Here is a 13,151-nt window from a genome sequence, read left to right as displayed (position 1 = left end):
TTCTTTTTTATTGACCTAAATTTTGTGCTGCCCGTTCATTTGCGGCTTTTAAATCAGCAGCAGCTTTATCACTTGCAGCTTTTAAGTCTGCAGCAGCTTTATCACTCGCTGCTTTCAAGTCAGCGGCAGCTTTTTGATCTGCAGATTGGCTAGATGGAACAGTTTCAGCTGTTCTTCTTTCCATTGTAGTAGGTATATTTTCTGTTACAACCTCAGTGGTGTTGTTTTTATTCTTGTCTTTTGAATTAGAAGTTTTTTTTTCAGAGTTGCTAGATGACTGGTTATTGATTTGATTCTTCGCATCCTGTTCTGCCTGTTTTGCTTCTTCTAAGGCTCTCTTAGCAGCTTCAGCAGCACGTTCATTGTTATTACGCGCTGCCTCAGTTTGCTCATCTAAAGAACCTGTAGGAAAAGTTGTCGTTGAGTCTGACTCTGTAGTAGATGAATTATCATTTTTTCCTGTTAAAACATCATTATTATCTTGTTGACCTTTTACTTTAACATCTGTACCGATTTTTTCAACTGAATCAGGCATTGCAAAATCCTGACCATCTATTGGACTGATTTCACTCATTACTTGTTTAAATAAAGATTTTGGTAATGCTTGCTCTTCAGGACCAACGAATGAATTAGCACCGCCTTCAGCAAGTTTAGTGAACCCCATCCAAACAGACATAGTATATCGTGGTGAATACCCTACAATCCAGACATCTTTTGCAGCATTGTCAGGTAAATTGTATTTTTCATACGTTTCATTGCCATACGTACCTGTACCTGTTTTAGCTGCAAGTGTAAGACCTGGAATACTACTACCATAAGCTGTACCTAAAGGTTCAAATGATCCTTTTAACATATCCGTTACGATATATGCCGTATAGTCTTCCATCGCTTTTTCAGAAACTGTATCAAACTTAATCGTTTCATCATCTTGTGTCACAACTTTTCGAATAGCATGCGCTTTGTTGTATGTACCACCATTACCAAAAGTAGAGAATGCACTTGCCATTTGAGTAGGAGAGAACTCAGAAGATGATCCACCTAAAGCTTCAGCAGGACCTAAGTCTTTTGATTGATATTCTAATCCAACATTTTTGGCAAATTCATAAGATGCATCATTACCAGCTTCTTTTTTTACTTCCTGGAAGATTTTTAATGCCGGTATATTTAAACTACGACGGATAGCATCACGCATTGTTACAACGCCGTGGTTTTGCGTATCATAGTTTTTAAATTTGATACCATTTATATCGTATTCTGATTCATCCTGTATTTTATGATTTGTTGCCCATTGTTCATTTTCGACAATTGGACCGTAACTTAAGAATGGTTTGATTGTTGAACCAACAGGATGTACGTCTGTTGCAAGGTTTCTATCAACGACGTCTGTAAAATTACGCCCACCACTTATAGCAACAAGTGCACCAGTTTGAGTATCAACAATCGTTGATGCTGCTTGTTGATATTTGTTTTTATAGATATTCATGTTATCAACATTGTTTTGCAGTGAAATCTGTGCATTATTGTCCATGTTCGTATAAATTTTTAATCCGCTAGTTAACACATCACTTAATGATTTGCCTTGAAATTCTTTATTATTTTTTAATTCTTGCTTTATTACATTGACGTATGATGCATATTTCGGATCATTTTCTTCTATATTTTGACGTTGCGCAGCTGTTCTAGGTACTAAATTTTTTGATAAGTCTTCAGCTTGCGCCTGTTCCATTTCAGCTTTAGAGATACGTTTATGACGATTCATTAAATATAAAACAGTATCTTTACGTTTTTCTGCAGCTTCTGGATGGTCATATAAATTATACGTGTTAGGAACTTGTGGAAGTCCAGCTAAATATGCTGATTCAGCAAGTGATAGTTGATCTAAATCTTTATTAAAATAATATCTAGCTGCTGTTTTAACACCATATATACCATCAGAATAATAAATTTTATTCATATACATCTCAAAAATTTGATTTTTATCATACTCTTGTTCTAATCGATAAGATAGGTAAGCTTCCTGTGCTTTACGTTCAATAGATTTTTGATCTGTTAGGAAAGAACGTTTAACTACTTGTTGTGTTAATGTTGAAGCACCTTGCGAACCAAATCCACCAGTAAAATTCTTAAATACTGCGCCGGTTAATCGTTTAAAGTCTAATGCACCATGTTCATAGAAACGATTGTCTTCAGTAGCAAGTACAGCATCGCGCATCGTATCTGGAATATCTGCAAACTTAACTTTCTCACGTTTTTGTCCCATATATAATATGGTTACTAGATTATTATCTTTATCATAAATTTTAGTCGGTAATTGATCACGTAATGCTGACTCATTAAATTTCGGAGCATTGTATGCATAATATAGAAACAGTAGCATACCAGCAACGACCATCGTTGTAAATAATGCGACAAGCACGCCTACAACTTGTAAGATCGTTTTCTTTAAACTTTTTTTCTTTTTCGCCATTCTTAAATCCTCTCTCTCATTAAACTTAAATAGAATATAGTGATTGTATTGCTTTTAAATAATCAATTCTAGGACGATATGTATATGGTATCAATATACCATCTTTTTTAATTTCCTTTAACTGAATAGATTTCTTTTCATCGTCTTTGTATCTTTGCCAATAATGATAAAAATTTTCGAACGGTAATAAATATACTTCTTCAAGACTGGAAAAGCAAATTAAAATAAAGACGATACCGCCATGACGATAAACTTGATGCATATGTGAAACTTGATGCTGGTGTATATTGATCAGTGGAAAACTCGTTTTATTTTGGGTAACTTTAGCTTCAAAATCAATATACTTACCATTATATATGCCATTATAGTCAGTTGTTGATGCACGTCTGAAATAAGCCTCTTTGATTACTGCTTTCGAACGTTTCGGATAATCAACTTTTACGATTTGAATCGGTGTCGGTTTTTTATGTATAATTGCAAGATCGTTTTGGAGATAATATCGATTGCTGTTGTCGATTTCATCTTCAAATTTCATACCACGTTTTCCATATTCAATTTTACTATTATTTATAGTATTTGTAACTAAGTCTAAAGACTTAGAAGGCTTACCATTTGGATAATTGACCATTTTATTCATCCTAATTGTGATGTCTTATTTTTTCATATACAATGAGTTTAACACAACTTGTGAAAGGAGTAGTTAAATGTTACAAAATTGTATTAAAAGTTTAATTGAAAATATGCAACAGATTGATCAGTACTTTCATAGCGCAAAAAATGGTGAACTATTTAACTTTGTTATTGATGTACAACCATTTACTGAACAAGTAGATGCAAATTTAAATCAATTAAATAATTATAAAGAAGAGATATTATCTTTACCTTTAATGAATGAAAAGAAATTATCATTGCTGATGCTATATATTCGAGAGTTATCTGTCGATTGTTTTTTTGATAAGACGAGTAAAAAAATATTTATCGACAAATTCAAAGCAGTCAATCATGATCTTCAATATATCAACAGAGTAATAGAAAAAGTTTAAGGATATAGTAATGAAGACTTTATATATAACTGGATATAAACCGTATGAGATTGGTATTTTTAAAAATAATCAGCCTGAAGTACGATATATAAAACTCTTCCTTCAGGATAAAATTAAATCATATATTGAAGAAGGTCTTGAATGGGTCATTATCCAGGGGAATTTAGGTACGGAATTATGGGCAGCTGAAGTAACGATTCGATTAAAAAAACAATATGATATTAAATTGGGCATTATCACGCCATTTTTAAGTCACACAGAAAAATGGAATGAAGAAAATCAACAATACTATCAACAGATTATCAGTAAAGCAGATTATATAAATAGTGTGTTTCAGGATACTTATAAAGGTGGATATATGTTTAGTCAGGCGAATCAGTTCATTTTGGATAATACTGAAGGTACTTTATTATTTTATGACGAAGAGCATGAAGCAAGTCCTAAATTCTTCAAAAGAACGCTCATTGATTTTATGACAGAAAATCAATATACTATGGATAGTATCAGTTTTTTCGACTTATCAGATTTTATAGATGAATATACGAGAGAACAAGAAAATTAGAGGTGTTATTATGTCAGAAATGAATTTAAAATTATCTGCAAAAGATATTTATGAAAAAGAATTTGAAAGAACGATGGTACGCGGTTTTAAACCGGAAGATGTAGATAGTTTTCTAGATGAAGTGATAGAAGACTATCAAAAGATGGCAGACATGAACAATCAATTATTAAAGCTTTCTGATGAAAATTCAAAATTGAAACGTGAAATTGAAAACCTTCGTATGCGTGTTGCAACAGGTAGAAGTGATCATCAACAACAAACACCGAATAACTACGATTTATTAAAACGTATTTCTAATCTTGAAAAAGCAGTGTTCGGTAAATAATAGTCATCGCAATTCAATGCATTTGATGCTATAATTTAATAATGTTAAAAGATATCTCGGATAATCGCTATACTTTGTATAGAGGAAAGTCCATGCTCACACATGCCTGAGATGGCTGTAGTGATCGTGCCTGGTGAAACAATAAGCCAGGGCATTAATTTGACGGCAGTGAATAGACCTAAGTCTTTGATATGGTCTGAGTAACTTGAAAGTGCCACAGTGACGTAGCTTTTCTAGAAATAGAAAAGGTGGAACGCGGTAAACCCCTCGAGTGAGCAATCCAAATTTGGTAGGAGCACTTTTCTAGCGGAAATGAACGTATAGAAGAGGTATGAAAATACAGACAGATGATTATCACCGGCGTACGAGAGTATCTAGGCTCATTTGCAGTACTAAGGAACAGAACATGGCTTATAGAGATATCTTTCTAGATGTCCTCCATTTATAATGGGGGACTTTTTTTATTTATTGAACGTATTTATCGTGTTACAATGGAATTAATAAACATTACATTCTACCATAAAAGTATTATGTAAACTTGGAGGGAATTATGTATCAATTACTAGCTACTACACCAATGGGGATGGAAGCTGTTGCAGCAAAAGAAGTTCAGGCCCTTGGATATGAAACAACAACAGAGAATGGACGTGTATTATATCAGGGTGATGCACGGGCAATCGTGAAATCAAATCTTTGGTTACGCAGCGCAGATCGCGTTAAACTTGTTGTTGGACGTTTCTATGCTACTACTTTTGAACAGTTGTTTGATCAGACAAAAAATATACCGTGGGAAAACTATATTAGTGAAAATGGAAGTTTTCCAGTTCAAGGTAGAAGTTTAAAATCAAAGTTATTCAGTGTACCTGACTGCCAGGCAATTGTCAAGAAAGCAATAGTTGAACGTCTAAAAAAAGCTCACAACCAGCAAGGATGGTTACGTGAAGATGGCGCATTATATAAAGTTGAAGTTGCGATTCTTAAAGATGAAGTATTACTTACAATTGATACTTCAGGAGCCGGATTACATAAACGTGGATACCGTCTCGCACAAGGTGAAGCACCGATGAAAGAAACGTTAGCAGCTGCACTTGTATTGTTATCTAACTGGAAAGGAGAAACACCATTTATTGATCCTTTCTGTGGTTCAGGAACCATTGCAATTGAGGCAGCAATGATCGCTCAAAATATTGCACCAGGATTTAACAGAGATTTTGTGAGTGAAAACTGGGATATCATTCCTGAAGGTATGTACGATGAAGAACGTGTTAAGGCAGAAGAAGTTGCTGAATATGATAAAGAAATATCGATTACAGCAAGTGATATTGATCCGAACATGGTTGAAATTGCGCGTAATAATGCGATTGAAGTAGGCTTTGGAGATATCATTGAATTTAAGCAAATGAATGTTCATGATCTTACGTTAAACAGTGAAAAGGGTGCAATTGTTGGTAATCCGCCGTATGGCGAACGTATAGGTGAGAGAGCAGAAGTGGAAGCAATGTACACGTATTTAGGAGAACTAATTGAAAAAAATCCTAAATGGTCACTATATATTTTGACAAGTTTGAAGACATTTGAAATATTAGTAGGCAAAAAAGCAACTAAACGCCGAAAATTATTTAATGGATACATTGAATGTACGTACTATCAATACTGGGGCGAGAGATAGAAGAGGATGTCGACAAACCTTTAAATAAATGTAACCACACAAAGCATAACTATATGTTTTGTGTGGTTTTTTGTTTATGATATATGTATCAAGAAGAAGGTGAAAATACATTGAAATTAAGTATATTAGATCAAGTACCCATGTCACGTGGAGAAACGCCAGGGGATGCATTGGCGCATACGATAGAACTCGTTCAATTTGCAGAAAAATTAAATTATGATCGTTATTTTGTTGCTGAACATCATAATACGACAGGATTAATTAGCAATTCACCAGAAATTGTTATGACAAGATTATTATCAGTAACGTCATCCATTAATATTGGTTCTGCGGGTATTCTTTTACCTCAATATAGCCCCTATAAGGTTGCGGAAAATGCAAACTTATTAGAAGCGTTGTTTCCTGGTCGTGTGACGATTGGCTTAGGAAATTCTCCAGGTGGAAGTGAAATGACCAGAAAAGCATTAACAGATGGTGGCGCAAGTAAGGTGAGAGATTACGATAGAATGCTAGAAGAGTTTTTAGGTTTCATGCGTAACACTTTGCCTTTAGAGCATCAATATAGAGGTGTTAAAGCTGGACCTAGGATTGAAAATCATCCAGAAATTTTTACGTTAGGGTTGACTGATAATGGTGCTAAAAGGGCTGCAAAATTAGGAATAGGTTTTGTATTCGGTAATTTTATCAGTGATAAATTTCGAGACAGTGCAATAAAAATTTATCAACAAGGGTTTATTCCTAATGCATTTATGAAATGCGCATATACGATATTTTGTTCATTTATCATTGTTGTGAAAGATGATGCAGAAAAAGAGATGCAAAGACGTATATTAGATCATTGGTTATTAAATGTTACTAAAGGAAGGGATACTGTTATTCCTTCAATTGAACAGGTTAATAAAAATAAATATAGTGAAGAGGATTTACGTATCATTGAGAAGAACAGAGGACGTTATTTTATTGGAATAAAAGAAGATGTTAAATATGAAATTAAAAAATTATATGAAACGTATCGATTTGATGAACTGATGGTAATCAACAATACGTTTGACTTTACATTAAAAATAGAAAGTTTTAAAGCGATTAAAGAAATAATAGATGAAATTAATAGTGAGAAATAATGAATATAAAAATAAAAAAACATCAAGCTTTCGCTTGATGTTTTGATTTTACCAAAGTTTTCCTTCGCCCATACCTTTAGCACCAGGAGGTGGATCCATAAACATTTGTCCGATAGGTACTGTATACGCTACTAAAATTAATGCAATCGTAACGATAATTAAGAATTTCCAGTTTTCAACGAATTTATAAGCAGGTGCTGCTTCATCCATTGCTTCAGAAACTGGGAATGCTTCATATCCTTTAGGAGCAAAGAATGCTAACTGAATGAACACGATAACTACTAAGATGATAGAGATAAATAAAATTGTACCTCCAACTGCTTGCATTACCTGGTAAGGAATCCACTCAGCTGCAATTTTTGAACCACCATATTCAGAATAAGTAGAACGACGTGGCGCCCCAAATAATCCGATGTAGTGCATTGCGCCAGACATGATTGACATACCAATTGCCCACATAACACCTTGAATAATTGCTAATCTATTGATTGCTTTTGTCATTACACGCCCAGTAGCATGTGGAATTAACCAGTACATTGTACCAAAGAACGTTAAGATAACTGCTGTTGCTACTGTTAAATGGAAGTGACCTGTAATCCAGATAGTATTATGTACGACTTGGTCCATTTGAGCTGAAGCGTTAACTAAACCACCAGCTCCACCAGGAATAAATGCTGCCATTCCGATGAATGGTAATACGAAACGTGCATCATTCCAAGGTAATGTTTTAATCCATCCAAATAATCCTTTAGCACCAACTTTTCTTCCATACGCTTCAAATGTTGCAAATAAACTAAATGCAGTCATTAATGAAGGAATAACGACCATGAATGTTAATACAACTTGTACATATTTCCATGTTACATCAATACCAGGCTCAGTTAACTGATGGTGAATACCAACTGGAATTGAGAAGAATAAGAATAACATAAAACTCATACGTGCTAAGTTATCACTAAATGCTTTAGCACCGATAATTTTTGGAACGACTGCATACCAAGACATATATGCTGGTAATAACCAGAAATAAACTAAAGCATGTCCAAAGTACCAGAATAGCGTACGGCTAAGTGAAACATCGATACGTTCAACTATACCTAATGACCAAGGAATCATTTGTAATAAAACTGTTGCTGCAACACCGATAGAACATACGATCCACATTACATTATTGATTGTTGCCATATAAGCTAATAAAGGAGATTTTAATCCTTTATGTTCTTTTCTCCATTGTGCATAGCGCATGATTTGTCCAGCTGCAGAAATCCAAGAACCAACAACGACTAATGCCATACCAACATAGAAGATTACATGTGCTTTCAGAGGAGCATAGAATGTATATAAGACTGTAGCTTTATTAAGTAATACCATCGTTGCTGCCATTGCAGTACCGATTAACATTACCCAGAATCCTAACCAAACTAATTTTCTTTGTAATGGTGAAAGTTTACCGCAAGTACGGATTACTGCAGCTGTCTGGAATCCCATAATAAAGAATGTTGTTAATACTAAAGCTAAAATAATACCATGAACAGTTAAGATTTGATAATAACCGATTCCTGCAGGTAATTTTAATTGACCAGAACGCACTAATGTTTGTAGTAGACCTGCTAATCCACCGATGATTAAACACACAATTGCTACATACATATGCGCCATAATTAATTTACCATCTTTACGGTCCATTTCTACACGTTCTGCCATTTCTTCGGCATGATGGTTTCTATAAGTAGAGCGATCGTCAAATACGCCGCTATCTAATTTGAATGCGTTCATTTCTTATCTACCACCTTAATGTTTGACTTCATGTCTGCATGACCAGTACCACAGTATTCGTTACACAATAATAGGTATTCACCTTTTTTATCAAATGTTTTTACGAATGTTGAGATGTGTCCTGGCTCTATCATCATGTTAACGTTTGTTTGAGCAATTTCGAAGCCGTGAACAACATCGCGACTTGTTGCGATAATTTTTACTTTCGCACCTTTTGGAATTTCAACTTCACCTGGATTGTAGTTAAATGCAGAAACTACAAATACTAATTCGTAATCCCAATCTTTACCTTCAACTTTATGTAATCCTGGTTTGCTGAATACTTCATGTTTATCAATTAATTCTGGATCGACAAATTCTCGTCCACTGGCGATTGGCTCATGACCGCTATGTATTGCAGAAACAAAAATAATACCTAAGAATAAAACAAGTGATCCCATACCTAATCCCAGCCAAATTTTCTCTAACTTATGCAAAATATTCCCCTCCTATACGCGTTCTAAAAATAATATAAAAATTGCAAACCATGTTACGATAAACACTGCGCCTAAAAATAATACTGACGCCATTGTGCCTCTTAAATCTAAATCGTGATGAACTTCTTCATTAACCTGAATCGGATCATGTGATTGATTTAAATTTTTATCCTCTGCCATAATGAACACCCTTTCTTAATAGCTTTTCTTTCTTTATAATAATAGAGTACAAAGTTTATTAATGTGATAAATATCACACTTTTTTTATTTTCGTTAAAAATTTCACAAATAAATATATATAAATGAGGTATGTTATGAAACATCATGAACAAATCAAGCAATTATATCAATTAAAAAAAGAAGTAGAGAAGTCAAACAATGTGATTTTGGTGGAACAAATCAATGAAATTATTAAAAAAGTGCATCAGGATCAAGTTGTTATCAGCTTTATTGGTCACTTTTCTTCAGGGAAATCATCTTTAATAAATCATATATTCAATGAGAATATTTTACCGAGTTCACCAGTTCCTACTACAAGTAATACGGCTCAAATTATTATCAGTGACACTGAAAATGTACGCATCAATCTTGATAATCATACATATAGTGATTTAAATCAATATGAAGATATAAAAAGAGTAAATACACTTAACCATAAAATAGAATCAGTTGAAATCAAAAAATCGTCTCATCTATTTGATAATGGTACCGTCATTCAGGATACTCCAGGCATTGATGCAACATTTAAAAATCATGAAGCAAGTACAATGAAATTTTTACTTATTAGTGACGTGGTTTTTTATACGGTTGAGTATAATCATGTAAATTCAGAAAAAAACTTTGATCAAATTAGAGCATTAAATCAATTAAACGTCCCAGTCGTGTTGATAATCAATCAGATTGATAAACATCATGAAGAAGAAATATCATTTGAGGATTTTAAAACTGCTATAAATGATAATATTGAACGTTGGCATCTTAAGATTGAGCATATTTTATATACATCAATTTATGACAGTGTTAATAATGAAATTGATAATGTGATTCCATTAATGGAGCACTTTGCACACAATGCAGAAACAAACAAAGCGTATTATTTTGAACGCATGATAGCTTATATTGAATCGACACAAATACATTATCTGAATAAAATTAAAACAAATTTACTGGCTACAATAAACGTTGAAGAAGACGAAGTAGATATGGCATATCAAAAAGCAAGTGCAAATGTAGCGATGAACGCTGAACAAGCTATATTAGCAGATGCAAATAACGCACAGTTATTGTTAAATGGTGTGAAAGATATTATAAAAAATGCTTATTTAATGCCTTATGAAATGCGCGAGAAAAATCGTGAGATGCTCGAAACATTTGCAGATAACTATAAAGTACCAGGACTTTTTGGTAAAAAAGCAAAAGTACTAGCGATTCAGGATGAAAAAGTGGCAACAGTTGTTACATCACTGAATGCGTTAATTGAGAAACAAATTACATTTCAGCTTAAAGAATATTATGGTCAATTCTCAAAATACTTAAGTAATCCAAATATAATTAATGAACTTGTTTTTAATATTTCACAAGATGATGTTAAGCAGTTAATTAAGCAACAAACATCTATCACAAATGATTATGTTTTAATTTATTCAGATGAATTAAAATTATTCATTGAACGTATGATCGTTAATCAGCAAAAGAATTGGCATGAGCTGTTCATAAAAAATATAAATATGTCTATTTTAAATACAAATGATGAAAATAGTAAGGAAACTGTGAAGTTTGATGAATATTTTGAGAATGAATCATTAATAAAGTCAATCACTACTAAAAACTATCTACACTACTATATTCATGTTGATGAATCGGTGGATAAATTAATTGATAGAAATTATGTAACATTTGAAATGCTTGAAGAAAAACCTACAGAAATTTCAAAAATTATTAAAGAAACAACTTTTGCAAATGAGAATCTGAATCTAAGTAAATCAATTCTGCAACATTTGTCTGATGTTATGTACTTCAAGACTGATATAGAGAAAGTAAATGCTCAAATTGAACGATTGAATAAGAATATAACTAAAATTGTTGTATTTGGTGCTTTTAGTGCAGGTAAAAGTGCAATGATTAATGCACTTTTAAAAGAAGAAATATTGATTTCTTCACCGAATCCAACGACAGCTTCAATAACTGAGATTCAATATGGTGATAAGAATTATGTCACATTTAAGTTGGAAAAAGACATATTGAAATCATTAAATGACATGATGTTAACTTCAACAATTGAAATACCTACAATTAGTCAATGGATTAAACGATTTAAAGGAAAACTTAATCAGTTAAATGCACAGAACAGAAATTTTGCAGAAGCGATTATTCAAAATTATGATCTATATGCACAGTATTTAGAGAATCATGCAACAATTGAAGTGAATGATGACGAAATAACACAGTATACTGCTGTTGATGCACATGCAGCTTTTGTACAGAAGATTACTCTCGGCATCCAAAATGATTTTCTAAAAGATAAGATTATTATTGATTCACCAGGCACAGGTAGTACGAACAGCCGACATACAAAAGAAACAACTGAAATAATTGCTGATAGCGATTTATTAATCTATGTTTCATATTACAATCATGTTTATACTGAAAAAGACAAAGCATTCCTTTCTTATTTAAATGAAGTAGAAATTATAAACGAAGATAGTCAGAATTTCTTTGTTATTAATGCAGTAGATTTAGCAAAAGATGAACAGGAGTTAAATTCTGTGATAGATTATTTAGCAGGAGAACTACAAACTTTAAACATTGATGATCCTATTTATCCGGTTTCAAGTCGAAATGCATTAAAAAGTTACGATGATAATTTTACTGAATTTAAAACAGCAATTGAAAGCTTTGTGACAACAACAAGTAAACAACAGAAAATTAAACAAATTAATCACCAGACATCTGTTTTATACGAAAAAGCAAAAGCACTTGTAAGTAATTTTGATCAGTACGAAAATCAAATACAAATTAGAAATCAGTATTACACAGAGTGGTTAGCCAATGGTCCAATCGATTTAAATGTAAAAGATAATGTAATACGATCGGTAAAAGATATATTGACTGAACAAACAACATATCTTAAAGACAAGATGAAAATACAGCTGTATGACGTCTTAAAAGAACAAATCAATACTTCTTCGGATTTGTCTAAAGTACAACAGAGCTATTTACATGCTGTTCAGCAAAAGTTAAATGAAGACTTATATTTGATTATGCCAAGATTAAATAAAAGTGCGCAGTCGTTCTTTAGTCAAGGTATTCAAGTGCTTACTAATCAATTAGAACAACAAGAGATTTATGAAGATTTACAATATAAAGAACAATTACTAAATCCTAATGACGTAAGTATTAGTAAGCTCACTGATGAAATTCATACAATAAATTTAGGTAATATTAAGCAGAAGCAGTTTATGAATCAGACACTGAAAACTGAACTGTACGATGAAATACACCAAAAAACGATACAAATGCTAATTAAATTAATTGATATGTATGAAAATGAAATCTTGAAGCTTATTGACGACAATGCAATAAAATTGTCTAATTATATTGAAGAAAAAAATAAAATGATGCATCAAACAATGCGCGAAAAAATGCAACAAAAAATTGACCATACTTTAAAAGAAGAAGTTTCAAAAGCAATTCAAAAAATAGAGGTGTAGTC

General features: G+C 32.7%; 11 protein-coding genes and 1 other RNA gene. 7 read left to right on the top strand and 5 right to left on the bottom strand.

Going from position 1 to position 13,151, the window contains the following annotated elements; all coding sequences use genetic code 11:
• Nucleotides 1-7: 7 nt before the first annotated feature.
• Both KFV12_RS07470 and recU read right to left on the bottom strand, forming a co-directional pair.
• Nucleotides 8-2,467 carry a transglycosylase domain-containing protein gene (locus tag KFV12_RS07470; RefSeq protein ID WP_111714993.1) on the bottom strand — a complete coding sequence of 820 codons (2,460 nt, stop codon included), beginning with the start codon at nucleotides 2,465-2,467 and terminating at the stop codon, nucleotides 8-10.
• 25 nt (nucleotides 2,468-2,492) lie between these two features.
• The gene (gene recU, locus KFV12_RS07465) at nucleotides 2,493-3,095 is read right to left on the bottom strand and encodes a Holliday junction resolvase RecU (protein WP_099578167.1); all 603 of its coding nucleotides are present in this window, start codon (nucleotides 3,093-3,095) and stop codon (nucleotides 2,493-2,495) included.
• Between the two features lie 76 nt (nucleotides 3,096-3,171).
• On the opposite strand from recU, the gene KFV12_RS07460 reads away from it, so the two are divergent.
• The 6 genes from KFV12_RS07460 to KFV12_RS07435 all read left to right on the top strand — a co-directional run bounded on the left by KFV12_RS07460 (nucleotide 3,172) and on the right by KFV12_RS07435 (nucleotide 7,187).
• Nucleotides 3,172-3,510 (top strand): DUF1798 family protein, encoded by a 339-nt coding sequence (locus KFV12_RS07460; protein ID WP_254256471.1) that lies wholly within the window; start codon nucleotides 3,172-3,174, stop codon nucleotides 3,508-3,510.
• Between the two features lie 10 nt (nucleotides 3,511-3,520).
• A complete protein-coding gene (locus KFV12_RS07455) occupies nucleotides 3,521-4,072 on the top strand; it encodes an SLOG family protein (protein WP_111714990.1) in 552 nt (183 codons plus the stop codon).
• A 10-nt stretch (nucleotides 4,073-4,082) separates the two neighbouring features.
• Nucleotides 4,083-4,397: a cell division regulator GpsB gene (gene gpsB, locus KFV12_RS07450; protein WP_099578161.1), complete on the top strand. Its 315-nt coding sequence runs from the start codon at nucleotides 4,083-4,085 to the stop codon at nucleotides 4,395-4,397.
• Between the two features lie 52 nt (nucleotides 4,398-4,449).
• Nucleotides 4,450-4,816: RNase P RNA component class B (gene rnpB, locus KFV12_RS07445), an RNA gene on the top strand.
• A 131-nt stretch (nucleotides 4,817-4,947) separates the two neighbouring features.
• Nucleotides 4,948-6,066, top strand: a complete 1,119-nt coding sequence (locus KFV12_RS07440) for a THUMP domain-containing class I SAM-dependent RNA methyltransferase (RefSeq protein ID WP_111714989.1) — start codon at nucleotides 4,948-4,950, stop codon at nucleotides 6,064-6,066.
• Between the two features lie 110 nt (nucleotides 6,067-6,176).
• A complete protein-coding gene (locus KFV12_RS07435; protein ID WP_254256470.1) occupies nucleotides 6,177-7,187 on the top strand; it encodes an MsnO8 family LLM class oxidoreductase in 1,011 nt (336 codons plus the stop codon).
• A gap of 48 nt (nucleotides 7,188-7,235) precedes the next feature.
• Here the strand turns inward: KFV12_RS07435 and KFV12_RS07430 are convergent, their stop codons facing one another.
• From KFV12_RS07430 to KFV12_RS07420, 3 genes are all read right to left on the bottom strand, one after another.
• Nucleotides 7,236-8,891, bottom strand: coding sequence for a b(o/a)3-type cytochrome-c oxidase subunit 1 (locus KFV12_RS07430; RefSeq protein ID WP_111715531.1), 1,656 nt, complete (start codon nucleotides 8,889-8,891; stop codon nucleotides 7,236-7,238).
• Nucleotides 8,892-8,959: 68 nt separating this feature from the next.
• A complete protein-coding gene (locus tag KFV12_RS07425) occupies nucleotides 8,960-9,439 on the bottom strand; it encodes a cupredoxin domain-containing protein (RefSeq protein ID WP_199798205.1) in 480 nt (159 codons plus the stop codon).
• A 12-nt stretch (nucleotides 9,440-9,451) separates the two neighbouring features.
• A complete protein-coding gene (locus KFV12_RS07420) occupies nucleotides 9,452-9,619 on the bottom strand; it encodes a cytochrome c oxidase subunit 2A (protein ID WP_242444216.1) in 168 nt (55 codons plus the stop codon).
• Nucleotides 9,620-9,753: 134 nt separating this feature from the next.
• On the opposite strand from KFV12_RS07420, the gene KFV12_RS07415 reads away from it, so the two are divergent.
• Nucleotides 9,754-13,149 carry a dynamin family protein gene (locus KFV12_RS07415; RefSeq protein WP_254256469.1) on the top strand — a complete coding sequence of 1,132 codons (3,396 nt, stop codon included), beginning with the start codon at nucleotides 9,754-9,756 and terminating at the stop codon, nucleotides 13,147-13,149.
• Nucleotides 13,150-13,151 lie beyond the last annotated feature (2 nt).

It is taken from the genome of Macrococcus epidermidis, from assembly GCF_024205965.1.
Classification (GTDB): Bacteria; Bacillota; Bacilli; order Staphylococcales; family Staphylococcaceae; genus Macrococcoides; species Macrococcoides epidermidis.
Note: the sequence above shows the minus strand (reverse complement) of the source record. Positions and strands in the feature narration are given on the sequence as shown.